26 protein-coding genes and 1 pseudogene are annotated in these 22563 nt (G+C 63.7%); 14 read left to right on the top strand and 13 right to left on the bottom strand.

The window, feature by feature from the left end:
- Window positions 1–2: 2 nt before the first annotated feature.
- From BM374_RS13360 to BM374_RS13350, 3 genes are all read right to left on the bottom strand, one after another.
- Window positions 3–1223 (bottom strand): efflux RND transporter periplasmic adaptor subunit, encoded by a 1221-nt coding sequence (locus BM374_RS13360; RefSeq protein WP_177248271.1) that lies wholly within the window; start codon window positions 1221–1223, stop codon window positions 3–5.
- 215 nt (window positions 1224–1438) lie between these two features.
- Window positions 1439–2536, bottom strand: coding sequence for a glycoside hydrolase family 3 N-terminal domain-containing protein (locus tag BM374_RS13355; RefSeq protein WP_092292731.1), 1098 nt, complete (start codon window positions 2534–2536; stop codon window positions 1439–1441).
- A gap of 194 nt (window positions 2537–2730) precedes the next feature.
- Window positions 2731–4041 carry an MFS transporter gene (locus BM374_RS13350; RefSeq protein ID WP_092292729.1) on the bottom strand — a complete coding sequence of 437 codons (1311 nt, stop codon included), beginning with the start codon at window positions 4039–4041 and terminating at the stop codon, window positions 2731–2733.
- A 100-nt stretch (window positions 4042–4141) separates the two neighbouring features.
- Here BM374_RS13350 and BM374_RS13345 point away from each other — a divergent pair, with 100 nt between their 5' ends.
- Both BM374_RS13345 and BM374_RS39965 read left to right on the top strand, forming a co-directional pair.
- Entirely contained in the window at window positions 4142–4738 is a 597-nt protein-coding gene (locus BM374_RS13345) for a TetR/AcrR family transcriptional regulator (RefSeq protein ID WP_092293444.1), read from the top strand.
- A gap of 151 nt (window positions 4739–4889) precedes the next feature.
- Entirely contained in the window at window positions 4890–5018 is a 129-nt protein-coding gene (locus BM374_RS39965) for a hypothetical protein (RefSeq protein ID WP_283807079.1), read from the top strand.
- Window positions 5019–5059: 41 nt separating this feature from the next.
- On the opposite strand, the gene BM374_RS13340 is transcribed toward BM374_RS39965, so the two are convergent.
- Window positions 5060–5989 carry a sterol desaturase family protein gene (locus BM374_RS13340; RefSeq protein WP_092292727.1) on the bottom strand — a complete coding sequence of 310 codons (930 nt, stop codon included), beginning with the start codon at window positions 5987–5989 and terminating at the stop codon, window positions 5060–5062.
- A 130-nt stretch (window positions 5990–6119) separates the two neighbouring features.
- Window positions 6120–7112 carry an AraC family transcriptional regulator gene (locus tag BM374_RS13335; RefSeq protein ID WP_177248270.1) on the bottom strand — a complete coding sequence of 331 codons (993 nt, stop codon included), beginning with the start codon at window positions 7110–7112 and terminating at the stop codon, window positions 6120–6122.
- Between the two features lie 240 nt (window positions 7113–7352).
- Between BM374_RS13335 and BM374_RS13330 the strand changes: the two genes are divergently transcribed.
- Together BM374_RS13330 and BM374_RS13325 are read left to right on the top strand one after the other, a co-directional pair.
- Window positions 7353–7571 carry a hypothetical protein gene (locus BM374_RS13330; protein ID WP_092293442.1) on the top strand — a complete coding sequence of 73 codons (219 nt, stop codon included), beginning with the start codon at window positions 7353–7355 and terminating at the stop codon, window positions 7569–7571.
- Window positions 7572–7581: 10 nt separating this feature from the next.
- Window positions 7582–8043, top strand: coding sequence for a hypothetical protein (locus tag BM374_RS13325; RefSeq protein WP_092292723.1), 462 nt, complete (start codon window positions 7582–7584; stop codon window positions 8041–8043).
- A gap of 70 nt (window positions 8044–8113) precedes the next feature.
- On the opposite strand, the gene BM374_RS13320 is transcribed toward BM374_RS13325, so the two are convergent.
- The 4 genes from BM374_RS13320 to BM374_RS13305 form a co-directional block, all read right to left on the bottom strand.
- The gene (locus BM374_RS13320) at window positions 8114–8542 is read right to left on the bottom strand and encodes a hypothetical protein (RefSeq protein WP_092292721.1); all 429 of its coding nucleotides are present in this window, start codon (window positions 8540–8542) and stop codon (window positions 8114–8116) included.
- Between the two features lie 15 nt (window positions 8543–8557).
- Window positions 8558–8911 (bottom strand): hypothetical protein, encoded by a 354-nt coding sequence (locus tag BM374_RS39180; RefSeq protein WP_092292719.1) that lies wholly within the window; start codon window positions 8909–8911, stop codon window positions 8558–8560.
- A 63-nt stretch (window positions 8912–8974) separates the two neighbouring features.
- Window positions 8975–9514, bottom strand: coding sequence for a hypothetical protein (locus BM374_RS13310; RefSeq protein WP_092292717.1), 540 nt, complete (start codon window positions 9512–9514; stop codon window positions 8975–8977).
- A gap of 416 nt (window positions 9515–9930) precedes the next feature.
- Window positions 9931–10275 carry a DUF1236 domain-containing protein gene (locus BM374_RS13305; protein WP_092292715.1) on the bottom strand — a complete coding sequence of 115 codons (345 nt, stop codon included), beginning with the start codon at window positions 10273–10275 and terminating at the stop codon, window positions 9931–9933.
- A 347-nt stretch (window positions 10276–10622) separates the two neighbouring features.
- Here BM374_RS13305 and BM374_RS13295 point away from each other — a divergent pair, with 347 nt between their 5' ends.
- Window positions 10623–11192, top strand: coding sequence for a DUF2939 domain-containing protein (locus BM374_RS13295; protein ID WP_092292711.1), 570 nt, complete (start codon window positions 10623–10625; stop codon window positions 11190–11192).
- Between the two features lie 221 nt (window positions 11193–11413).
- A pseudogene (locus tag BM374_RS39380) lies at window positions 11414–11521 on the top strand (Flp family type IVb pilin); the annotation flags it as partial.
- 130 nt (window positions 11522–11651) lie between these two features.
- On the opposite strand, the gene BM374_RS13285 reads toward BM374_RS39380, so the two are convergent.
- On the bottom strand, window positions 11652–12674 hold the full coding sequence (locus tag BM374_RS13285) for an LLM class flavin-dependent oxidoreductase (protein WP_092292709.1): 1023 nt from the start codon (window positions 12672–12674) through the stop codon (window positions 11652–11654).
- A gap of 296 nt (window positions 12675–12970) precedes the next feature.
- Between BM374_RS13285 and BM374_RS13280 the strand changes: the two genes are divergently transcribed.
- From BM374_RS13280 to BM374_RS13260, 5 genes are all read left to right on the top strand, one after another.
- The gene (locus BM374_RS13280) at window positions 12971–14428 is read left to right on the top strand and encodes an adenylate/guanylate cyclase domain-containing protein (protein ID WP_092292707.1); all 1458 of its coding nucleotides are present in this window, start codon (window positions 12971–12973) and stop codon (window positions 14426–14428) included.
- A 237-nt stretch (window positions 14429–14665) separates the two neighbouring features.
- Window positions 14666–15700, top strand: a complete 1035-nt coding sequence (locus BM374_RS13275) for a Cj0069 family protein (RefSeq protein WP_092292705.1) — start codon at window positions 14666–14668, stop codon at window positions 15698–15700.
- A 3-nt stretch (window positions 15701–15703) separates the two neighbouring features.
- Window positions 15704–16300 carry an ABC transporter ATP-binding protein gene (locus BM374_RS13270; RefSeq protein WP_092292703.1) on the top strand — a complete coding sequence of 199 codons (597 nt, stop codon included), beginning with the start codon at window positions 15704–15706 and terminating at the stop codon, window positions 16298–16300.
- A complete protein-coding gene (locus BM374_RS13265; RefSeq protein WP_092292701.1) occupies window positions 16297–17097 on the top strand; it encodes an ABC transporter permease in 801 nt (266 codons plus the stop codon). The genes BM374_RS13270 and BM374_RS13265 overlap by 4 nt, the downstream gene beginning before the upstream one ends.
- A 230-nt stretch (window positions 17098–17327) precedes the next feature.
- A complete protein-coding gene (locus BM374_RS13260; protein WP_092292699.1) occupies window positions 17328–18353 on the top strand; it encodes a lysozyme family protein in 1026 nt (341 codons plus the stop codon).
- Window positions 18354–18385: 32 nt separating this feature from the next.
- On the opposite strand, the gene BM374_RS13255 is transcribed toward BM374_RS13260, so the two are convergent.
- The gene (locus BM374_RS13255; RefSeq protein ID WP_092292697.1) at window positions 18386–18718 is read right to left on the bottom strand and encodes an MmcQ/YjbR family DNA-binding protein; all 333 of its coding nucleotides are present in this window, start codon (window positions 18716–18718) and stop codon (window positions 18386–18388) included.
- Window positions 18719–19415: 697 nt separating this feature from the next.
- Here BM374_RS13255 and BM374_RS13250 point away from each other — a divergent pair.
- Window positions 19416–19898, top strand: a complete 483-nt coding sequence (locus BM374_RS13250) for a GreA/GreB family elongation factor (RefSeq protein ID WP_092292695.1) — start codon at window positions 19416–19418, stop codon at window positions 19896–19898.
- A gap of 15 nt (window positions 19899–19913) precedes the next feature.
- Window positions 19914–20327: a nucleoside diphosphate kinase regulator gene (gene rnk, locus BM374_RS13245; protein ID WP_177248268.1), complete on the top strand. Its 414-nt coding sequence runs from the start codon at window positions 19914–19916 to the stop codon at window positions 20325–20327.
- A 271-nt stretch (window positions 20328–20598) separates the two neighbouring features.
- Here the strand turns inward: rnk and BM374_RS13235 are convergent, their stop codons facing one another.
- The gene (locus BM374_RS13235) at window positions 20599–21246 is read right to left on the bottom strand and encodes a class I SAM-dependent methyltransferase (protein WP_502689440.1); all 648 of its coding nucleotides are present in this window, start codon (window positions 21244–21246) and stop codon (window positions 20599–20601) included.
- 62 nt (window positions 21247–21308) lie between these two features.
- Window positions 21309–21767, bottom strand: a complete 459-nt coding sequence (locus tag BM374_RS13230) for an Rrf2 family transcriptional regulator (RefSeq protein ID WP_092292691.1) — start codon at window positions 21765–21767, stop codon at window positions 21309–21311.
- Window positions 21768–22133: 366 nt separating this feature from the next.
- Here BM374_RS13230 and BM374_RS13225 point away from each other — a divergent pair, with 366 nt between their 5' ends.
- Window positions 22134–22559 carry a hypothetical protein gene (locus tag BM374_RS13225; RefSeq protein WP_143270179.1) on the top strand — a complete coding sequence of 142 codons (426 nt, stop codon included), beginning with the start codon at window positions 22134–22136 and terminating at the stop codon, window positions 22557–22559.
- Window positions 22560–22563: the final 4 nt, after the last annotated feature.

Here is a 22563-nt window from a genome sequence, read left to right as displayed (position 1 = left end):
CCTCAGTCAACGCGCGGCTCGGAGCGCGGCTGGGTCGTGGACTGCGCCTTCGCGGTCGGCGTCTGGCCTTCGATCGTGATACGGGAGCCGTTCTCGAGCCGGTAATAGCCGTCGGTGACGACGCGCTCGCCCTTGGCGAGGCCGCGCTCGATCATCGCGCGTCCGTCGAAGATCTGCCCGACCACGACGGGGCGAAAGGCCGCGGTGTCGTCCGGATTCGCGACCCAGACGAAATCTCCGCGCGGTCCGTGCCGCACGGCCATTGCGGGCGCGGTGATCGCGTTCTTGCGCGTGTCCACCGTGATCCGCCCGTTGGCGAAATTGCCTGGCCAGAGTTTCAGCGCCTTGTTGGGAAAGCTCGCCTTCAGCTTGATCGTGCCGCTGGCCTGGTCGACCTGGTTGTCGACCAGCGTGATCGTGCCCTTGTCGAGCTCGGCCGTGTTGTCGGCCGTGAGCGCGACCACCGGCGCCTCGGTCTGGCCGAGGCCGAGCCGGGTCTGGCCGACGGCGGTCGCGGCAAGGGTGAAGACCACCGAGATCGGCTGCAATTGCGTGACGGTGACGATGGTCGCCGGCGACACCGCGCGCACGTAATTGCCCTGGTCGACCTGGCGGATGCCGAGCCGTCCGCTGATCGGCGCACGGATATTGGTGAAGCCGAGCTGCGTGCGCGCATATTCGATCTGGGCCTCGTCGTTCCTGACCTGCGCCTTGTACTGCTCGACCAGCGCATGCTGCTGGTCCACGACCTGCCGCGAGATCGCGGCGGTCTTGATCAGCGCATCGTAACGCTCCATGTCGATCTGGGCGCCGTCCAGCAGCGCCTGGTCCTTCTGCCGGATCGCGATCTGCTGATCGAGCTGGGCCTGGAACGGGCGCGGATCGATCACTGCGATGATGTCGCCTTGTTTGACGTCCTGCCCCTCCTGGAAAAGGATCTGGACGATCTCGCCGTCGACCCGGCTCTGCACGTTGACGGTGTTGGAAGCCTGGATCGTGCCGATGCCTGTCAAATAGATCGGGACGTCCTCCGCTTTCGCGGCGGCGACCTTGACCGCGACCGGCGGCCGTGGCGGAGGTGCCGCAGGGCTTTGCTCGGCTTCCGCCGTCCGCATGAAGGGCAGCGTAAGCGGGAGCTTGAGGTCTCGACCGTAATAATAGGCCGCATAGCCGGCCGGCACTGCGACCATAGCCCCGATGAGGAGTTTTGCTGCGCGTTTCACGTTCAAACTCATCACCTTGGCCGGGCACCGATGTCAGAGACTATCGTCCCGCAATTGAAAACCACTCGGCATGAAGAAGCAACCTGACGTGGTCACGTCAGGCGCCTGCCCGCTACCGCTCGTAACACTAGCACGCGTAGCATATCAAGATCAACGGCGCTTACGGGAGTGAACGTCTGCCTTGCTGATGGTTTTGCGGGGGCCGGGATAACTCGCTAGACGACCTCGACCGTGGCCGCGTCGAATTGGGTGCCGGCGCTCCGATGACGCGCCAGCACCTCGGCCGGCAGCTCCGAGACCTCGTTTTGCGCGGTGCCATCCAGCATCGCTTGAACGCGCTTAGCTGAGGCCTTCAGCACCGCCGGATCGAGCTTTCCGGAATCGACGCCGTTGAGGATCGATTGTGCGAGGAAGCGGGCGCGTTCGGTGTCGGTCAGATGCGAGCAGATCATCAGCATGTCATTGCCCGCGGCCATGAAGCGCGCGCCGGAATCGGGCGCATCCAGCCGCCCGGCCATCGCGCGCATGCCGACGTCGTCGGAAACGATCACGCCGCGGAAATTCATCGCCTCGCGCAGCAGCCCCTGCGTGATCGCGCGCGACAGCGTGACGGGATCGTTGGGATCGAGCTTGCGGTACAGGATGTGCGACGTCATCATCATCTCGATGCCGCCCTCGATCGCGGCGGCGAACGGCTTCAGCTCGCGCGCCTTGATCTGGTCGAGATCGAGATCGAGCACCGGCAATTCGTGATGCGAATCCACCTGCGTATCGCCATGCCCCGGGAAATGCTTGCCGCAGGCCCGAACGCCGCGGCGTTCCATCGCCTTGGCGAACGGCAGCATCGATTTGATCACGTCGTCGGCCGTGCGGCCGAAGGCGCGCTCGCCGATCACGGGATTGGCGGGGTTGCTGTGAATGTCGAGGTCAGGCGCGAAGTTCAGGTTGCAGCCGAGGGAAGCGAGCTCGACGCCCATGGCGTCGCCAACCTGCTCCGCAGTCGAAGCCCAGCGCGCCGCATAGGAAAAGCGCGTGATCGGCGCCGGCGTGCGGCACACGCGACCGCCCTCGTGGTCGATGGCGATGAACTGCTTGTCGCGCTGCGAGGCGTCGCGGATCGCCGCAATCAGGTCGCGGTGAACGGATAGCCAGTCCCGATAGGGCAGGTCGTGACGGAAATTGCTCTTGTAGAGGATGACGCCGGCCGGCCGCAGATCCCGCAGCAAGGCGCGATCCCGGTCATCAAGGACGCTTGTCGGCCGCAGGCCAATGAAGAAATGGTCGCCGACCGTTGCAAGAAGGGAATCGCTCATCCGCCGGGCCGCCACAGATCGTTTCGGTTGATTGGGATGGAGCTGGACGCAACGCGAACTCTCGAGCTCCTGTGCGGGCCTTCAAGCTGCCCGCTTCGCCACGACAATATTTCAGATTCCTTAACGGAATCAATCTTCGAATTTCGTCGCATGCCGGCAAGGTCGGCAATCGCTGCCTTGCCGGCGCGCTTTGCTCAAGCCGCAGCGAGCGCCGGCTGCACCGGCCGCCGGCCGATCATCAGCGAGAGCACCGCCGCGACGATGCCGGTCGCGCCGGCGATCATGAAGGCCTGCAGGTAATCGCCCTGCGCCGAGCGCATGAAGCCGGCGAAGAAGGCGGCGCAGGCCGCGCCGAGCTGATGGCCGGCGACCACCCAGCCGAAGATCAGCGGCGCGTTCTTGTCGCCGAATGCCTCGTTGGCGATGCGCACGGTCGGCGGCACGGTCGCGATCCAGTCGAGGCCGTAGAACACCGCGAATACAGACAGGCTGACGAAGGAGAAATCCGAGTAGGGCAAGTAGATCAGCGACAGCCCGCGCAAGCCGTAATAGAAGAACAACAGCTTGCGCGGATCGAAGCGGTCGGTGAGCCAGCCCGATAGCGTGGTGCCGAACAGGTCGAAGAATCCCATCAGCGCGAGCAGGCTCGCGGCCTGCACCTCGTAGATCCCATGGTCGCCGCAGAACGCGATCAGATGGGTGCCGACGAGGCCGTTGGTGGTGAAGCCGCAGATGAAGAAGGTCGCGAACAGGAACCAGAAGGTCGGCGTCGTCGCCGCGCGCAGAAGGTTCCTGATCGCGGCGACGAACGGATTGCCTTGTGCGGGCGCGGCCGGTTGGTCGTCGTGCGTGCTGCCATAGGAGCGTAGACCGATGGCGGCGGGCCGCTCCGGCACCAGGAAATACACCAGCGGAATCAGCGCCGCGCAGCAGGCGGCGACCGTCAGCACGACAGGCTTCCAGCCGCCCCATTCGACCAGCGATGCGAGGCCCGGCATGAAGATCAGCGTGCCCGTGGCGGTGCTGGCCGTCAAAAGCCCCATGACGAGGCCGCGATTGGTGGTGAACCAGCGATTGACGATGGTAGCGCCGAGCACGTTGGCGACCGCGCCCGAGCCGATGCCGGAGAGCAGTCCCCAGCTCATGAACAATTGCCACGGCGCGGTCATGAAATAGCTCATGGCCGTCGAGATCGACATCAACGTCAGCGCGCCGAGCACGGTGCGGCGGATGCCGAAGCGCTGCATCACCGCTGCGGCAAAGGGACCGGCGAGGCCGTAAAGGAAAATGCCGACGGCGGCCGAGGACGAGATCACGCTCACATCCCAGCCAAAGGCTTTCTGCAGTGGCAGCATCAGCACGCCCGGCGTTGCACGCAGGCCGGCGGAGGCGAGCAGCGCCAGGAAAATCACGGCAACGACCACGAAGGCGTAGTTCTGGCCGAACGGCCGGCGGGAGACGGAGGAGGGTTGCACGGAGGCTTGTTGAAACGAGGGCTGGGGCATGTTACTTACCGGTACGTATGGCGATGCCGTATTAATACGTACCGGTCGGTAACATTGTCAAGCCCAAAGCCAAGCCATGCCCAAGACCAGACCAAGCCGCATGTCGAAAAAAGCCGAGAAGGCCGCAGACGCCCCGCTCCGGGCCGCCGACCGGATCAGAGCCTCCGCCAGCGAACTCTTCTATCGCGAGGGCATCCGCGCCGTCGGCGTCGACGAGGTGGTGGACCGGGCCGGGGTGACAAAACCCAGCCTCTACCGCGCCTTCGCCTCCAAGGACGATCTCGCCGCTGCTTATTTGCGCGACTACGAACGGAACTTCTGGGAGAATTTCGAGCGGCCCGGCGGTAAGGCCTACAGCAATGCCCGCGACCACGTGCTGGCCTATATCGGCCAGCTCGCCCCGCGCGCGGTGGCCAAGGGCTATCGCGGCTGTGGCCTCAGCAACGCCGCGGTGGAATATCCGGCGCGGGACAATCCCGCCCGCCAGGTCGCCGAAGCCCACAAGAAGGTGTTTCGCAAGCGTCTGCGCGAGCTCGCTAGCGCCATGGGCGCGCGCCAGCCTGATGTGCTCGGCGATGCGCTGTTGCTCCTGATCGAAGGCATCTACGTCACCGGCCAGCAGTCCGAAGCCGGCCCCGCACAATCGGCTCTCGCAGCGGCGAAGCTATTGATCGATGCGAGCGTGAAGGCGGGGTGACGTTCCGGCGGACACAATGCGCTCGGCAAGCCGCAAAAAGCGGGCTTGCATTGTCAGCCGGGAGAGCGGCGACTCGCGGCCACGGTCTCGTTGAGGATGTCAACTCGCCAGGGCACAAACCTGTATATATCTCAATTTTAAGACAAGGCGAGTGCAGGTCCGGGCCGGCGTCGCCAAGGGCCGATGCATCCGCGTCACTCCGGCGCTGGTCACCGATGAGGCCGATCTCGACCTCCTCGTCGAGGCGCTGGCCGTCGTTACAGGGACGAAGACAGGGTGAGCCGCGGGCGGCGCGGTCGGTTCGCCTCTCAATGATGGGCATTATTTGCCAGGATGCTGGCTGACGGGCGACGTGAGATTGGGCGGCAGCCGTTCGTGGCCACCGGTCGCATCGTGCGCCGCATTGGTCAGGAGGGGCTCGCTGCCACGCGGCGGACCGATCAGGCAGGCGAGCCGGTCATGCCAGGAGCGCGACCGCCACAGATCGCGCGCCAGTGCCGCCCATTCGTGAAACGCGATCACGATCGGATTGTTGGAGCGCAGCGGCGTGACGAGCCCGTAGCGGCACGGCAAATCGTCGCGCTCCGCGACGAAGGTGCCGAACATGCGGTCGAATAGGATGAAGATGCCGCCGTAATTGCGGTCGAGATATTCAGCGTTGCAGGCGTGGTGCACGCGATGATGCGAGGGCGTGTTGAGCACATATTCGAGCCAGCCGAGCTTCGGAATCCACTCCGCGTGTAGCCAGAACTGGTAGAGCAGGTTGACCGCGGCAGCAGTGAACACCGGGCCCGGGGCGAAGCCGAGCCAGATCATCGGCACGAAGAAGACCGCAGTGCCGGTCAGCCGTCCGGTCCAGCCGAAGCGGTAGGCGGCCGCGAGGTTGAAGTCGTTCGAAGAGTGGTGGATCGCGTGCGTTGCCCAGAACCAGCGCACGCGATGGCTGCAGCGATGGAACCAGTAATAGCTGAAATCCTGGGCAATCACGAGCACGGCCACGGCCAGTGGACCGTTCAGCGGGACGGTGAACAGCCGATGCTTCCAGGCCAGCTCGACCAGTGGCTGCGCCAGGCTGAGCGGCAAAAGCGCGTAGACGAAATACTCCCGGCCGAGCGCGTCGGCGAGGGAAGCCAGATAGGCCCGCCAGTCGTAATCGGACCGGATCACCAGGGCAAGGACCAGGCCTTCCAGCGTCGCGATCGCGATCAGGGCCGGGAGGGCGAATTTCAGCACTTGGAGCAGCAGGGGCATGGCGTTCTCCGCATCGCAGGCTCGCGACCTGCGGGGAGAAAGCTGGCATGGCGAACATGCCCCGGCGCGCCGATTCCTGCAGGCGGAATGGCCGATTTCCGCAAACGGCCCGCCTCGTATCAGGAATCGGTCAGGCCTCGGCCGTATCCGGTCCGACGGCCGCTCCCGCGCCGGAAAGGCGAGCCCGCCGGTACTCCGACGGCGTCAGCCCGGTCTGCGCCTTGAAGGCGCGGTTGAAGGGACCGACCGAGCCGAAGCCTGCATCGAGCGCGATGGTCAGGATCGGAACGCTGGCCTGCGCGGGGTCGCTGAGCGCGGCTTCGGCATCCGCGAGCCGGTAGCCGTTAACGAAGGCGTTGAAATTGCGATGGCCGAGCCGCCGGTTGATCAGATGGCGCAGCCGATATTCCGGGATGCCGAGTTTTTGCGACAGCGACGCGGTGCTCAGGTCCGGCTCGCGAAAGACCTTGTCGTGCTCGAGCAGGTGCTGGAGCGCCAAGAGCTGCGCCGAATCGGGTCCGGCTGCCGGCGCAACGACCTGCGGATCGAATGCAGGCGCCGATGGCCTGGCCTGTACGGCGGCGGACGCCAGCTGCGTCTCCGCCGTAATGATCGAGGCCTGTACGGCGAACAGGAAGATCAGCGCCGTCAGGGCGGCTGCATTGGCGAGGCTGACCGAACTCGCCGAAAGGCCGCCGGGCCAGAGCCAGTCCGCCGCGATCGCGACCAGCGCATAAAGCACCGTGATGGCAGCGTACCAGACGCGAAGCCTCCGTCGCCCTTCAACCAGGTCGATCCCGCGCCCCGACCATGCATGCCAGGCGCCGAACAGCAGGAAGGCCACCGACAGGCCGGTGCGTGCCACGTCGACGGACATCGGGTGCCTGAACTGGTCCATCACGGCGAGCGCCACCAGCGCCAGCCAGCCGAGCGCATGGGACCAGCGCGGCCGAAACTCGTCGGTGAACATCGCGCCCATGGCGATCCAGAACGCGGCCGGCAATCCCGCGCTGACCATTGCGACCGGAATGCGCAGGCTCAAATCAAGCGCACCGAAGCCCGGTGCGGACTCGACGATAAAGGCCGCGATACTCGCGTTCAGCAGCGCGGCATAACGGCTCACGGGGTCGCGCCGCGTATTGCGAGCGGCGACGGCCGCGCGGAGAAGAAGGATGACGACAGCTCCTCCACGCAGTGCAGCTTCCAGGGTCGACATGCAATTCAGGGGTCCGGCAGGGATCAGCTGCGACGCAGAATTGCATCAGGAGCAGTCCTGTCAACAGCATGCGTGACTCTCGCGCAGGAACTTCCATTTTTTCCCGGCGTTGAACCGGTGGCGCCTATCGGCGGCCGGCCCCGCGAGATGAAGAACTTTTCCAACGCCGCATTTTCCCCAGAGGTGATCGAGCTGATGACCAGCGCCCTGGATGCTGCGGTCGCGACCCTGCCGGAGCCTGTGCATTCGTCGCACGTTACCGCGCTCGCCGAATCCATCCTGCGCACCGCAGGCGCAGGCGAGCGCGATGTGGCGAACTTGCAGAGGATCGCCTTGCTGGAGCTGCAACTGGCGCCGCGCAAATGATGAGATCGACATGAAGACGATAGCCGCCGTCACCCTTGCACTAATGCTCGCTTCGCCGGTTCTTGCCCGGGCCGACGCTTGGACGGCCTACCGCATCCCCCAGTCCGGGACATCGGTCGACATTCCCACCTCGATCTTCACGGAACAGGCAGGCAAGCCGGACGGCTACGGCCAGAAATTCCGCACGCCCGACGGCACTGCCGATCTCACGGTGCAGGCCGTTCCTCGCGAGCAGGGGATTTCGCCGGCCGCATTCCTGGCGGCGAAGCATCCGCCGTCCGGCATCGTCTACAAGCGGATTGGGCAAAACTTCTTCGTCGTGTCCAGCATCAAGCATGACAAGATCTGGTACGACCGCTGCAACTTCACCAGCGGCTACGTCCACTGTGTGCTGATCAATTATCCCGCGGCCGAGAAGCGGCAATGGGATGCGGTCGTCACGCGCATCAGCCATAGCCTCAGCGGCGGTTGAACCGGGGCAAAAGAGCTGCCCGATCGGATCGGGCAGCAGGTCGTGAGGATCAAAGCGTTTGTGCGAAGCGCTATCGTGCCGTCGTCGACGTGGTCGACATGGTCGGCTTCGAGCCCGGCACGTGCGACATCGTCTTGGTGGTCGAGCCGACTTGTTCACCGGCCTTCACCTGCGTGCGCGTGTGCGAACGGCTGAACGTGCCGCCCTCATGCGCTTGTGCGCGGGCGTTGGAATTCAGCACCGGGCCATTGCCCTTGTTCATGCTGACACCGGTCTGGCTCTTGCCATTGACGGCGGCGGCGCTTCCACCAGTCGCAATCGACGAGCCTGTGCTGCCGCTTGCCGAGGTCGACGTCCCGCCGGTGCCGACGGTGGAGGCGGAGGTGCCGCCTGCGGCGGCCGAGCCGCCTGATCCGCCGGTGATGCTGGTCTGCGCCAGCACAGGTGAGGTGGCGGCAAGCAGAAGCGCGACCGCCGAGGTCGTAGCGAGTATTCTCATGTTGCAATCCTCTGTTCAGGGTGACGAGGTCGAGATCGTGCAGCCGTTGACGGTGATGGTACTGGCGCTCGTTGAGCCAGGGCCGCCTGCCGTCGATGACGAGCTCGAAACATTGCCGCCGCCGGCCTGCACATGCACCGACGATCCGCCGGCCGAGCTCGAGCTCGACAGCGAACCGCTTGACGCCGTCGATCCGGTCGTGCCGGAGCTAGATGAGCCGAGCGCAGTGATGCTGCCGTCGGCATGTTTCTCGACCGTGACCTTGCAGGTTTCGCCGGAGGCCGTCTTGCCGGTCTTTTCCGTCGTTGCGGCCAGAGCGGTGCTGCCCATCAAAGCCAATGCTGAAATCGCAATGATCGATTTGTTCATGGCAGTTCTCCTCCAACACAGACAAAGGAGCGGCATCGCTGCCGCTCCGTGGACCTTAAGGCGTTAATCCCTGTCCTTGTCCTTCTTCATCTCGTCCTTGTGGTGGCCCTTGCCCTTTTCCATGCCCATCTCGCTGGCATGGCCCGCAGACGAGCCGGCCGCACCAACGGTCGAGCCGCTCTTGCCGCTGCCCGCGGACGAGCCGCCAGTGCCGAGCGTCGAGGCGGAGTTCGAGCCTGAGCCCGCTGCCGAGCCGCCGGTGCCGACGCTGGACGAACTCTTGCCGCCGCCCGCCGACGAACCGCCGGTGCCGAGCGTCGAAGCCGAGCCGCTGCCCGAACCGCTGCCGGCCGCGGAGCCGCCGGTCCCGACAGTCGAGCTGCTCTTGCCGCCGCCCGCCGACGAGCCGCCGGTGCCGAGCGTCGATGCCGAGCCCGAGCCGCTGCCACCAGCCGACGAGCCGCCGGTCCCGATCGTCGAGCTGCTGGTGCCGCCGCCAGCGGACGAGCCGCCGGTACCGACCGTCGAGCTCGATTGCGCAACGGCCAACGCCGTGCTGGCCAGCAGAGCGGCCGCAGCCGCGGAAAGCTTCAACATCCTCATCTCTGTCTCCTCCAGTTTCCAAAAATCGCCAAATCAGGCCCGGGATAAATTGGCAATCGCGCAAACGTTCCCCTGCATGCGCGCCGTTCACGGCTGATCCGCTGTGTCCGCAGTTTCGCGGCGCGTGGAGTGGGCGAACATCGCGGCGTCCATTCATCTGCTGTTCATGCGCTGCTTTCCGCGCAATGCAGACTCGCAAGTTTCTCGTGTGCGAAGCGAACGCGAATGACGGTTCGCTCGATCTCATCGGCTGTCGAAGGTGCAGCAATCGGCGGCAGATTTCCGGATTACAAAAAGCAACCCCACGATCAGTGCGCCTGCGAACGAAAACATCGGATGGTGGGCATCAGGCGCTGCTACGAATCACCAAACGCATACGCGGCGGGCCGCTCCTCCACGACCCGCCGCGGGCGGCGCTAGTCGACTTCCTGGACGACCATGCGCGTCTCGGGATCGACCAGCATCACGTGGCTGCCGGAATAGACGTAACGATACTTGGTGAGCGAGGGACCCCAATCGCTCGGAACGGTCGCGAGCTCGACGTCGCGCGGGACCGGCGAGCCGACCACGATCTTTTCGTGCGTCTCGACCGGGCGGATCTTGTGCTCGGTGACGTAGGAGTGGATCCTGGTGCGATACTCCGGCTCGATCTGCACGGTGGCACCGTGCGCCGCGCCCGTCGTCGTGGTCACGGTGGTTTGCGCCATCGCGCCCGTCGACACGAGCAGGGCGGCGGCTGAAATCAACATCAACTTCTTCATCGCGTTCTCCCTCGCCGCTGGATGCGGCGCTGCGATGAACTCATGATCTGCCTGCGCGTTCCCTGGGGAACCGGGGAACGTCTGCCGCTTCTTGCTATTTTCCTTCGGGAGCAGAATTGGAGGAGAGGACAGATGCCTGTTTTGATTCTTTGGGCCTTGCCCGCAATCCTGGTCGTCGGTGGTGGAATCTATCTCATCGGCCATATGCACTGACTGCTCGGGCCCGTTTTCTCGCTAGAGGAAGCGGGCTTTCCGGCTGACCCCGCACATTGGAGACGAATGCGCCGGCGCTAGGCACGTAAGCGCATGATGTTGGAACGCCGCGTTCCGATCCTCGTTGGGCCGGCATGAAGTGGCTTATCGCCGCGTTCGCCGTCTTGACGCTGTGCTTCTTCGTTTATGCAGGTGTGGCATTCGCTTCGCTCGCCGGCCTGATTGCTGCGGCGCGCAGCGGCGACGCCGATCAGGTGCTTGCCCGGACCGATCTTCCGCGCGTGCGCCACGCTTTTGTTGAGCAGCTGATCGATGCCTATCTTCGCCGCCTCGGGCAAACGCGCCCGGTCAAGCCGTTCGAGCGCCTCGCCATCAACACGTTCGGCGCCAGCCTCGCGGATGACCTCGCAGGCAAACTGCTGACGCAGGACAATATCGCCGTTCTGCTCCGGACCGGGACGGTGCGGAGCAACGTCGAGCTCGGCAGCATTCCGCCGCTGACGGAGATTGACGTCTCGAACATACCGGGAATTGTCCGGCGCTTCACTTTCATCAAGCCGGTGGAGTTTTCGCTGCGGCTCGGTGCCACCAGCGATGCCGGCAGCATCAGCATGCATTTTGCCGGCGATGGCTGGCGGCTGTCGGCGGTGAAGCTTCCGGCCGCGATGTTGGCGAAGCTGGTGGAGCGCCTGCCGACGCGCTAGGGGCGCGCGAGCTGACACGATGTGACAATCTGCAACAGGCATGAAGACGGGCGATACCATCAGATTTCATCCTGCGGATTCATCTACACTTAACTTGTTGACGTGCATACATCGGTTGAAACAACCGTCACATACACGCAACATGATATATAACTCGGGGAGGCCCGTTTGTTGTCCACCTTCAAGAAGTTCCTCGCCGATGAGAGAGCGGTGCAACGGCGATCGAGTATGGGCTGATCGCCGCAGGGATTGCCCTGGCGATCATCACCGCCGTCAACAGTCTCGGCGGCTCCCTGAAAGGCGTTTTCACGAGCGTCAACACTAAGCTCACCACGAAAGCGAGGCGGTCAACGCCGTCCCAGCGGCGACGGCCAGAGGCTCCATCATGGCCGAGCGGTTGGCCGCCTCGCTCCACTTCACACGACCGGCGATGCGCGCGAGGGCGGGCTCGCTAGAAAGCTAGCGCCACCCCAGCGCCGGCGCCACGTGGGTCAAAATCGCCTCGATCGCGTGCGCGCAGTAGTCGACGCCGAGCTGGTTCGGGATGGTCAGCAGCAGCGTATCGGCTTCAGTGATCGCTTCGTCCTGCCTGAGCTGCTCGATCAGCACGTCCGGCTCCGCCGCATAGGAGCGGCCGAAGATCGCGCGGGTGTGCGGGTCGATGAAGCCGATCTGATCCTCGCCGCCGCGCTCGCGGCCGAAATAGGCGCGGTCGCGATCGTCCATCAGCGCGAAGATGCTGCGGCTGACGGAGACGCGCGGCTCGCGCGTGTGGCCGGCTTCCTTCCATGCGGCGCGAAAACTGCGGATCTGCGCGGCCTGCTGCACGTGAAAGGCTTCACCTGTTTCGTCGTTCTTCAGCGTCGAGCTCTGCAAATTCATGCCGAGCTTCGCCGCCCAAACCGCCGTCGCATTCGAGCCGGCACCCCACCAGATCCGCTCGCGCAAGCCGGCGGCATGCGGCTCGAGGCGCAACAGGCCCGGCGGGTTCGGAAACATCGGCTGCGGATTGGGCTCTGCAAAACCTTCGCCGCGGAGCAGATCGAGAAATACTTCGGCGTGGCGCCGCCCCATGTCGGCATCGCTCTGCCCTTCGGCCGGGCGATAGCCGAAATAGCGCCAGCCGTCGATCACCTGCTCGGGCGAGCCGCGGCTGATGCCGAGCTGGAGCCGTCCGCCGGCGATGAGATCGGCGCTGCCGGCATCCTCCACCATGTAGAGCGGGTTCTCGTAGCGCATGTCGATCACGGCCGTGCCGATCTCGATCCTGCTGGTCCTGGCGCCGACCGCAGCCAGCAGCGGGAAGGGTGAAGCCAGCTGCCGCGCGAAATGATGCACGCGAAAATAGGCGCCGTCCGCGCCAAGCTGCTCGGCCGCGACCGCAAGATCGATCGATTGCAGCAGCGTATCAGCCGCCGAGCGCGTCTGCGATTGCGGCGAGGGTGTCCAGTGTCCGAAGGACAGGAATCCGATCTTTTTCATGAGCCCCAAGCTAAGCGTGACCACGGCAATTTGCGATAGGCCGCCTGAATGAAAAGTTGGGCAGGCACGGAACGCGTGTCATCGCAAATGTCGCTGTCTGAGCAGCCCGCGCCGCCATTTGCAACCTGGCCTTTGAGCAGGTCGGCTTGTCAGGGTGGAGCGGAAGCGGCGATGCCTAAACCGACCGAATTAGTTCAGGGCAACGTACCGCCGGTGTGTTATCCTTGGACCGCCAGCGGATGGCCGGCGCTGCGAAATGCTGCTTTTCGCTGGACTAGCACCGTCAGGAGCTGTCGATGACATCCATTGACGAACGGCTTCTCGAAAGCAAGATGACCCAGATCGAGCAGGCCAGAGCCTGGAGCCCGCGGGTCATTTCCAAGTTTGAAACCCTGATCCGTAGTGGCGACGAAGTCAGCATCTTCCGCGCCAACCCCTTGGCGTTCGCTCGAGATCGCGGCGTGGCTGAGCAGGAAGCGATCGACCTGTTCCTCCACGCTGCTCGCGCCGGGCTCGTCGACTTGCATTGGGACATTCTGTGTCCCCATTCAGGCTTGGTCCTGGAAAGCTTCGGCAAGCTGCGAGCGCTTCGGAGCCATTTCGTCTGCGGGCTATGCGATATCGACGGACAGACGGACCTCGACGACTTCATCCAAGCTTCTTTCTCCGTCTCGCCGCAAGTACGACGTCTCGCATTGCACGACGTTGACAACCTCTCGATCGAAGACCTGCATTGGAAACTGAAGTTCGCGGACAGCGGGCGGCTGCCGGGAGGACAAACCCGATTTGTCGACGTCCTGCGCACTCTGGTACGCGGCATGACATATCTGCCACCAGGTGTGACCACGACCCTGCAGACCGAGATCAAGTCCGGCGCCCTTTCAGGCGTTAACGTCCAGACGCAGGCTGGCTTCACGCTTCCCGTGGTGGAGTCCTCGGCACCTTCGCCCGGCACTCCGACCATCATCCGCATCACCTACGATGGGCAGCGCTTCACATCCCCTGTTTCGGCCGTGCCGTCGGGGCGCGCCGTCTTCGAGATCAGCAATACAGGGGCGAAGCGCGGCTCGGTGCTCCTGATCAACTGGCCACCCGAGATCGTAGCCATGCCGGAGAAGCCGACACTCGAGTTTGATCCCTACGTGTCTGGCGGCATGCTGCTGACGCGGCAGACTTTCCGCAAGCTCTTCCGCTCCGAGCGTGTGGACGAGGAGGAAGGCCTCGGCGTCCGCCAGGTGACGCTCCTGTTCACCGACTTGAAGGGTTCGACCGCTCTTTATGAGCATCTCGGAGATCTCAACGCCTATGCGTTGGTCAGGGAACATTTCGCTCTGCTCGACGCAGTCGCCCAACGGCATGCAGGTGCGATCGTGAAGACCATCGGCGATGCCGTGATGGCTGCGTTCTCCCGGCCGGTCGACGCGGTCGCAGCGGCGCTCCAAATGCTGCAGGGAATCGATCAGTTCAACTCCGAACGAGACCAGCCCGCCATTATCCTCAAAATGGGCGCACACTGCGGGCCCTCGATTGCCGTGACCCTCAACGAGAACCTCGACTACTTCGGCCAAACCGTGAATATAGCCGCACGGGTCCAGTCATTCGCGAATGCGGGAGAAATCTGTCTGACCGAAGCGCTCTATACGACTCCCGGCGTTCGCGAACTCGTGATTGGCCACGATGTCGAAGAATTCGACGCGCCTTTGCGTGGCGTGGAGGGTAGCGCGAGAGTCTATCGCATCACTGGTCGATCGTAGCCGATGCGCTCGAACCAAGTCTGCCTGAACGAATTAGCCTCGGACTCTTGCGAACGTTGACCGGACGAAAGTTGGGCGGATGGGAACGTGTGTCATCGCAAGTGGCGCTCTTCGTCGAAGAATGGCCACTTGATCGGACCGGGCGATCTCACATAGACTGCCTGCGCGGGATCAAGCAGACTCCCGGCGAGACTTCGGTCCAAGCTCTGCGCAGCACGCAACACGTGGAGCTTGCGCATGAAGACCGAAAGACGATCCTCCTCCCGACCCGCCGTCGCCATCCTCTCGCGAGGAGATTCTGCTGCCCGCCAGAACGCCACTTCGAAAACCGGTCGCTTCGCCGACGTCTTCGAGGCGCTTGATGCCATCGGCGTCGAAGCACATCCCGCGATTTACGACGAGAGCTTCGCGGATTCCGTCCGCGAACAACTGCTCGCCGTGGATGGCGTGCTGGTCTGGGTCAATCCGATCCAGGACGGCCGAAACCGTGCCGGCCTCGATGCCCTGCTGCGCGACGTCGCCGCGCAAGGCGTCTGGGTGAGCGCCCATCCCGATGTCATCCTCAAGATGGGCACGAAGGACGTCCTCTATCATACCCGCGCGATGGGCTGGGGATCGGACACGGCGCTGTATCAGACTGCAGAGGCGATGCGTGCCGAGCTGCCGACGCGGCTTGCTGCCGGCCCGCGTGTCATCAAGCGCAACCGCGGCAACGGCGGTCAAGGCGTCTGGAAGGTCGAGCGGCTCGAGCCCTCGCCCATGGTGAAAGTGCTGGACGCAACCAAGGAGATCTCGGAGGAATTGACGCTGGACGATTTCATTCGGCGCTGCGCGGAGTATTTCGACAACGGCAGCGTGATCGATCAGGCGTTCCAGCCTCGCCTCGGCGAGGGCGTGGTGCGCTGCTATATGGCAGGCGATCGGTGCGCCGGCTTCGGCCATCACAAGGTCAAGGCCCTGGTGGAGTCGCCGGCTGCGCGTTCCGAAGCCGGACCGCGGCTCTACACCTCGAACGCGGACCCCCGCTTCCAGCGGCTGCGTCTGATGATGGAGGACGAGTGGACGCCGCAGCTGATCTCGCTGCTGGACATCGCGCGATGTGACCTGCCCGCGATCTGGGACGCCGACTTCATGCTCGGCCCGGTTCAGGCCGACGGTAGCGACAGCTACGTGCTCGGCGAGATCAATGTCAGTTCGGTGCATCCCTATCCGAAGGAGGCGCCGGCGGAGATCGCAAGGCGCGTCGCCGATCGGCTGCAGCTCAAGCTTTGACGCATGTTGACGGTCAGCGGACTCAAGCGCCTGCACATCTGCGTGTCATTCGACCTGAGGGGCGGCGAATGCGTCGCCCTGCAGGGGCCTTCCGGCGTAGGCAAGACCTTGCTGCTCCGCTCCATCGCGGATCTCGATCCGAACGAAGGCGCGGTCAAGCTGGATGGAAAGCTGAGAGAATCGATGCCCGCCCCCGCCTGGCGAAAGCAGGTGACCTACCTTGCCGCCGAGCCCGGCTGGTGGTCCGACACGGTGCGGGAGCACTTCACGGCATGGGATGATGCGCTGCCGCTGGTCAAACGCTTGCGGCTGCCGGAGGACTGCGCCTCCTGGCCGATTCAAAGACTGTCGACGGGCGAGCGACAGCGATTGGCGCTTGTGCGCGGTCTCGTGCTGCAATCGCGCGTGCTGCTGCTGGATGAGCCGACGTCGGCGCTCGACGCAGCATCGGCTGCGGCCGTGGAATCCCTGATCGCCGATCGGGTAAAGCAGGGCGCGAGCGTGATCTGGAGCACGCACGATGATGCTCAGGCGCGGAGGGTCGGGTCGAGGATTTTACGGATGAGCACTGGCGGCAGGATCGAGGAAGAGCTGACGTGACCTACATCCCCCTGGCTTACGGCGATCTGATCCTGCCCGCGCTCCTCGTTGTCATGGACGGGGTTCTCTCGCTTGTCCTCCACCTCAAGCTCGAAAGGCAACTGGCGGTCGCCACGGTGCGGATGGTGGTCCAGCTCGTGCTGGTCGGATACGTTCTGACGTTCCTGTTTGCCGCCGTCTCGCCGCTCTGGACCGCGCTTGCGGCCTTCGTCATGGTCCTGTTCGCTTCGCGCGAAATCGTTGCGCGGCAAAAGCGGCGTCTTCCCGGCATCTGGAGCTATGGCCTGGGCGCGTCATGCACGCTGCTCGCCGCCGGCAGCGTCACGATGTTCGCGCTGCTGACGGAGCTGCGACCGGATCCCTGGTATCACCCCCGCTACGCGCTGCCGCTGCTGGGCATGATCCTGGGCAACACCATGACGGGGATCAGTCTCGGACTGGACGTCCTGATCACCGGCCTCGTGCGCGAACGAAGTGCCATCGAAGCCTGCCTTGCGCTCGGCGGCACCCGGTACCAAGCCGTGCTGCCGGTCGTCAGGGACGCACTGCGAAGCGGCTTCACGCCGATCATGAACAGCATGGCGGCGATCGGCCTTGTGTCCCTGCCGGGAATGATGACCGGCCAGATTCTCGCCGGTGTCGCGCCGGTCGACGCGGCAAAATATCAGCTCTTGATCATGTTCCTGATCGCAGGCGGAACGGGCTTGGGAACGCTGGCCGCCGTGCTCGGTGGCGCACGGCTGCTCACGGACCAGCGCCACCGGCTGCGCCTCGATCGCGTTTCGAGCGGAGACTAGGCTCAACCGTTACGTCAAATCCTGCGAAGCAATCGCTCATCGGCAGCTGCCCCCACGAGCCCGCCAGGGGGCCGCTTGCGCCCCAAAGTGGACACATCCGATGAGTGGCGCGGCATAAAATCTGCTCTCGTTCACCACATTTAAACCATAAGTTTCTACGAAGGGACTCACCTGGGCTGCAGCATCATGCGCATAGCCTTCGTACGGAAGCCATCCGTGGACTTCGGGCAATGAAGGTTTGGCAGACCAGCTGCATCGTGGCTCTCATCGCGTCCGTTGGGCTTGGTCTGGCCGCCGGTAACAGACCGGCCGCGACGGTGCCGGATGTCATTCCGGCAGCGGCAGCGAACATGGCGCCTGCGATCGTGGTGACGCCTGCCCTGTACGCCGAGGCATCCGCCAGACTTGCGGCAGCGCTTCGGGCCGAAAGAGCAGAGCCTGGTTCGGCGATATCAGCAGGTTCCGGACCATCGAGCAGCGGAGCCGAGATCGTCGATCAACCCGTCGCGCCAAAATTGGCGTCGTTGGGACAGGACATCGTGCAGCCGCTGCCGGCAGAACCGGATGCATCCAACGCTGCGCCGAAAGCGGCGTCGACGCAGGATTTCCGTTATCTGGTCTACTACGTCTGGTCCGAGCTGCCGCCCGCCGAGAAACCGGCGGAGATCGTCTTGCGTGCGTTCAAGGACATTCCGCTCGGAACGCCGGCCGAAGAGATCAAGCGCGCTGCCGACGCGTTTGGTCTCGATTTCAATTTCATGATGGCGGTTGCCAAGATCGAATCCGGTTTCAATCCCAATCAACGCACCGGATCGTATATCGGCCTGTTTCAGTTGAGCCAATATGAGTTCGGCAAGTTCGGCTCCGGGCAGATTCGCAATGCCAGGGACAACGCCGTTGCGGCCGCCTACAAGATCATTACCGAAGGCGTCCAATTCGGGTGGATCACGCACCGGACGCCGGACATGAGCGATCTTTACCTGATCCATCAGCAGGGCTGGGAAGGCGCCGCTGAGCACATCAGCCACCCCGCTCGCTCCGCCTGGAAATCGATGTGCGCCACCAGCGAAGGCAAGGAGAAGGGCGAGAGGTGGTGCAAACGCGCGATTTGGGGCAATGCGCTTCCGGCGTTCAAGCGCGCCTGGAAATCGGTGGACAACGTGACCTCGGAGGCGTTCGTCGGTATGTGGCGCGGCCGGGTCGCCGAATTCTACACGAAATATGTGGCGACCGCCGCTGCAGCGGCCAGCCAATAATTTTTGTTGTCGCCAGCGCGATCCGGCGGCAGTCAGCCACGCTTGGACTTCCGCGCTTTCGATACAGCGTGGCGCCACGCTATCTCCAGTGCCGATTTCAGCTCGCCCGATGTCAGCTTCGCCAGAGTTGCCGTGGTCCAGCCTTGCTTGCCCCAGGCGTTCGGGACGGGAGCGAACGCCTCCGGCGACGTGAGGCATTTGAACTCCTGCTCGTCTGGCGTGAATTTGAAGTTGGCCGTCTTGCCGTCGGCTGCGAGCGTCACGTAGATCCGGGCCACCTTGAAAGCGGCGCGATCAAAGTGAGGCGCCTCCGTCGTCCCGGAAAGCGACAGGGCTATGCGGCGAAGGTCTGCGCTGGTGGCCATCGGCGACTCGTGGAAAATCAGCTCGTGCGGGGGCGCCGTTGGAGACAGCGGTTGTCCCAGGGCTCCCGGTCGTGCACTTCCTAAACTAATACGGGTTGAGCACACTATCGAGAAACCGCTCCTTTTCGCCAGGCGCATAACCCTGACAAGCGCCGAAATACGGTTCTGGCCTGTCACAGGGGTCGGCGGTCCGGTAGTATTGACGCGGCGCATAGGCAAAACCCGGGGCTCGGCCTGGTGGGTAGATGTGATGATGGGGACGAACCACCGTGTGCCGGTGCCCATGATGCGAAGTTGCCGCGTTCGCGGACCCGCACAGGCCTATCAAAACGCTCAAGGCCAAGATCGAACGCATCGCCTTCTTCCTCCAGAGAATTTTGCCCCGCCGGCTCAATGATCGCCGTGATGCAGCGTTCCAACGCTGGATCTTGCGTCTCTACGTTGGCCGGGCTGTGGCTTACGTGTGTGCTCTTTCGTCGCGTTCCAGGGAGAGCAGAAGGTCCTATGGTGATCACGACATGATCCACGTCCTTGACATCGACCCGCGCATTGCGCGGCGTTGCTTGCACGCCGGACGGCTCCAAGCAGGAGCTTAGCCGGACGGTAGTTGGTGCCGTCCGGATTACCCCCTTCCTTCATCAAACCGATTTGGTGTGTGGCTCTCCCGCGACGAGAAGCCCAAACAAGGAGGCATGTCGTGAACACCCTCTTTTTTCCGACCGTCACTCTTCCGGCGTCTGACCATCGCCGCTTGGAACGGCTCGCGCAGCGGCGCGCAGATCAAGGCGACGTCGACGCACGTTTTCTGTTGAGTGAGATCAACCGCGCGGAAGTCGTCCCTGATCGCGCGGCCAAATTGGACAGCATCGTCACCATGGGTTCGTGGGTGACGTTCCGGATCGCCTGGGGCTTCCCCCACGAGACAAGGCAACTGGTGCCCGAAGACCACACGTCCGAGCGAACCCAAATCTCCGTGATGTCGCCGTTGGGCGCAGCGTTGGTCGGGCTGAAGGTCGGAAGCGAAATCCCCTTCTTCACCGCTGGGCGCACCAACGTCGTCAAGATCGAACGCGTCAGCCGGGGTGATCCGAATGATGTTGTCAGGGCTCTGTTCAGCAATCCAGAGGTCAAGGGCAGGAAGCTCCTTGATGACGATGATCCGGGACCATCGGCCGCCTAGAAAGGACAGAAGATTATGAGCAAGACCAATCGCAAGGGAAAACCTGAAATCGTGTTGCCACCCATCATTGTGATAGAGGATGAGGCGCGGCGTCTTAGCGCTCTAGCCAGTTCAAGCGCGGTGCTCTTCCCGCGCGTGGCCCATTTCCTTGCACAGGAGATAGAGCGTGCAAGCGTGGTGGCGGAAAAGTCCGATCTGCGCGGCGTAGTCAGCATGGGCTCGCAGGTCCGGTACTGCGATGACAAAACCGGTGAAGTCCGGGACGTGGTACTGGTTTATCCCCACGAAGCGGACATAACGCTAAAACGGGTCTCGGTTCTTACGCCGGTCGGAGCTGCGTTGATCGGCCTGTCGGTTGGCCAAGCCATTGAGTTTCAAACCCCGGGCCACAACAAGCGGTCCTTGACCGTGCTGGGCGTGTCCAATTGAAGGAGGCGTCGACATGCGCGACGTCTCAACCAGACAGGCCGCCTTGACAATCATCGGTATCACCATCCTTTTGGCTGCCGTGTTCTATCTTGCGACCTTTTTCAAGGCTTGAAGATCCAACCTCTTGGGGTGGCTCCTCTCGAACTGGGCCACCTCGGCGGCGCGGGCTCCGTGATCGCTGACGTCGATCTGCCGTGTGACCTCACAGGCGAAATACGCCATGCATCCCGAAAGACGCGGCAGGCCGGTGGACCGGTGAGGCTGGCGCGCGTCAAGCGTACGCGACCCAGCCGCGGAAGGTGAAGCCGGTGTAGAACACGGTTGGCGCGGAGAAGCCGGCGCTGCGCAGGATCGCCTCGTCCTGCTCCGGCGGCAGAATGCTCAGTTGCGCGTCGACCGCGGCGCGCGCGGCAGCCGCCTTGTCGGGCGCGAGGCCGGCGGCAGCCAGGAAAGCGGAATAGCGCTGGAGCCAGATCGGTCGCTCATCCTCGCCGGCGGGAATGCTGAAATGGGCCGCCACGAACGGCGCGCCCGGTTTGAGGCGGCGATGGATCTCGGAGGCGATGCGATGCCGTTCCTCGGCATCGACGAAGTGCAGCGTCAAAAGGCACGTCGCGCCGTCGAACGGGCCCTCCGGCGCGCGGTCGATATAGCCTTGATGAAGCTGCGCGCGCGAGGCGAGCGCGCCCAGCGTTTGCCTCGCGAGATCGAGCATTGCCGCCGAGGGGTCCACGCCATCGAAACTCCAGCGCGGCTGCGCCTCCGCAAAAGCCTTCAGTTCGAGCCCGCCACCGGCGCCGAGCACGAGAATGCGCGCATCCTCACGCGCACGCTCGGCCAGCAGGATCGCCGCCATGGACAGCATCGAAGTGTAGCCGGGAACGGCCCGCGGCGGTCCTTCGGTATATTTCGCCACCATGTGCGGATCGGCAAACGCGCTCTGAATGTCGGTCACGATATCGTCCTGCTTGATGGCGTTGATCACCGATGATGCGCGCTGATGCCCTGCTGCTTTCGTGATCCCAGCCGCCGGCCAAGATCCTCGCTCAGCATCGCCAGCGTCACCTCGCCGAGGCGCGCCAGCAGCAGCGCCTCGGCATCGTCAAAGGCCTTGCCGAGGGCCGCATTGACGGCCTTCTCGACCAGGCAACCCGGCGCTTCCGTCCGGTTGCCCATGGCCAGAAGCGCAGGGCTGCCGAGCGCGACGTAAACGTCGCGCAGCGTCACCTTGGAAAGATCACAGGCAAGCGTCCATCCGCCCCCGTGGCCTTTTTCCGAGCGCACGTAGCCGAGGTCCCGCAAGCCCGCCATGATGCGGCGGATCACCACCGGATTGGTGTCCACAGCCTTTGCCAAGGTCTCGGACGTGAAGGGCCCCGGCTGCTGCGCCATGTGCAGCAGGACGTGGAGGACGCCTGACAGGCGGCTGTCGCGTTTCATGTAACTTTGTATGTTACATGATGGAGGAAATGTCAATCGACCACCTGCTTTGCGACCCTTTTTCGACTTGGATGGATCAGCACGTCGGCGGAGATGCCGAGACGTTGGCTAAGTCCGGTTTACCTGTGCAGCCGACCTGCGGATAAGCGGACTCAGGGGCCGCAGCACACAGGCATCTCTGTTCGATCGTCGGCTCGTCCGAGCAACGTCGGCAGTTGTAAGACTTTGTGCTTACGCGTTTAGAGTTCCTGAACGCAGTTCTAATTTGGGCTGTGCCTTTAACTATCTCAGGTAGCGTTGCCGAGTAAGATCTCCAGACGTCTTCAATGACAGTTTGCGAGGCGAAGGATGGTTGGAACGCCTGAATTGGCTGACACACCGAAATTGAGGCAGATCGTATCGTCATCCCAAGAGGTGATCTCGCAAGATCCGCTGGTCGTGGCCGCAAACTTTGTGACCCTCATCACAGGAACACGTCGACCCAACATTTGGCTGACAGGCCTTCGGGAGCCGACGGCTTGCGCGTGTCCGACGAGCGCGGGCGTGTCTTTCCGCTTCGATTCTGAGGAAGGCGTGTCAGGAATTTTCTACTTTTTTCCGGACTTCGCCGCCGTTCAACCGGACGGAGAGGCCCCGGGGCGCCCGCCGATTCCGACCAAGATGATCACAGATCGCGTCGCCGGATACGCCGACGCCCTGGATACTTTGCTGGGAACGACCCCACGTCCTCCCGATCTCAAGAAGCAACCCGCCAAGCGTTCCGGTCTTGCGTGGATACTCAAATATCTTTGAGGTT

This window comes from Bradyrhizobium sp. Ghvi (genome assembly GCF_900115265.1).
GTDB lineage: Bacteria > Pseudomonadota > Alphaproteobacteria > Rhizobiales > Xanthobacteraceae > Bradyrhizobium.
This window is presented reverse-complemented; position numbering and strand designations above follow the sequence as displayed.

What these genes read in the sequence shown, in the direction of transcription:
- BM374_RS13355 (WP_092292731.1), bottom strand. Translation starts at nt 2,536, where the DNA reads ATGAGCGATTCCCTTCTTGCAACGGTCGGCGACCATTTCTTCATTGGC.
- BM374_RS13350 (WP_092292729.1), bottom strand. Translation starts at nt 4,041, where the DNA reads ATGCCCCAGCCCTCGTTTCAACAAGCCTCCGTGCAACCCTCCTCCGTC.
- BM374_RS13345 (WP_092293444.1), top strand. Translation starts at nt 4,142, where the DNA reads ATGTCGAAAAAAGCCGAGAAGGCCGCAGACGCCCCGCTCCGGGCCGCC.
- BM374_RS13340 (WP_092292727.1), bottom strand. Translation starts at nt 5,989, where the DNA reads ATGCCCCTGCTGCTCCAAGTGCTGAAATTCGCCCTCCCGGCCCTGATC.
- BM374_RS13330 (WP_092293442.1), top strand. Translation starts at nt 7,353, where the DNA reads ATGAAGAACTTTTCCAACGCCGCATTTTCCCCAGAGGTGATCGAGCTG.
- BM374_RS13325 (WP_092292723.1), top strand. Translation starts at nt 7,582, where the DNA reads ATGAAGACGATAGCCGCCGTCACCCTTGCACTAATGCTCGCTTCGCCG.
- BM374_RS13320 (WP_092292721.1), bottom strand. Translation starts at nt 8,542, where the DNA reads ATGAGAATACTCGCTACGACCTCGGCGGTCGCGCTTCTGCTTGCCGCC.
- BM374_RS39180 (WP_092292719.1), bottom strand. Translation starts at nt 8,911, where the DNA reads ATGAACAAATCGATCATTGCGATTTCAGCATTGGCTTTGATGGGCAGC.
- BM374_RS13310 (WP_092292717.1), bottom strand. Translation starts at nt 9,514, where the DNA reads ATGAGGATGTTGAAGCTTTCCGCGGCTGCGGCCGCTCTGCTGGCCAGC.
- BM374_RS13305 (WP_092292715.1), bottom strand. Translation starts at nt 10,275, where the DNA reads ATGAAGAAGTTGATGTTGATTTCAGCCGCCGCCCTGCTCGTGTCGACG.
- BM374_RS13295 (WP_092292711.1), top strand. Translation starts at nt 10,623, where the DNA reads ATGAAGTGGCTTATCGCCGCGTTCGCCGTCTTGACGCTGTGCTTCTTC.
- BM374_RS13285 (WP_092292709.1), bottom strand. Translation starts at nt 12,674, where the DNA reads ATGAAAAAGATCGGATTCCTGTCCTTCGGACACTGGACACCCTCGCCG.
- BM374_RS13280 (WP_092292707.1), top strand. Translation starts at nt 12,971, where the DNA reads ATGACATCCATTGACGAACGGCTTCTCGAAAGCAAGATGACCCAGATC.
- BM374_RS13275 (WP_092292705.1), top strand. Translation starts at nt 14,666, where the DNA reads ATGAAGACCGAAAGACGATCCTCCTCCCGACCCGCCGTCGCCATCCTC.
- BM374_RS13270 (WP_092292703.1), top strand. Translation starts at nt 15,704, where the DNA reads ATGTTGACGGTCAGCGGACTCAAGCGCCTGCACATCTGCGTGTCATTC.
- BM374_RS13260 (WP_092292699.1), top strand. Translation starts at nt 17,328, where the DNA reads ATGAAGGTTTGGCAGACCAGCTGCATCGTGGCTCTCATCGCGTCCGTT.
- BM374_RS13255 (WP_092292697.1), bottom strand. Translation starts at nt 18,718, where the DNA reads ATGGCCACCAGCGCAGACCTTCGCCGCATAGCCCTGTCGCTTTCCGGG.
- rnk (WP_177248268.1), top strand. Translation starts at nt 19,914, where the DNA reads ATGAGCAAGACCAATCGCAAGGGAAAACCTGAAATCGTGTTGCCACCC.
- BM374_RS13235 (WP_502689440.1), bottom strand. Translation starts at nt 21,246, where the DNA reads ATGGTGGCGAAATATACCGAAGGACCGCCGCGGGCCGTTCCCGGCTAC.
- BM374_RS13230 (WP_092292691.1), bottom strand. Translation starts at nt 21,767, where the DNA reads ATGAAACGCGACAGCCGCCTGTCAGGCGTCCTCCACGTCCTGCTGCAC.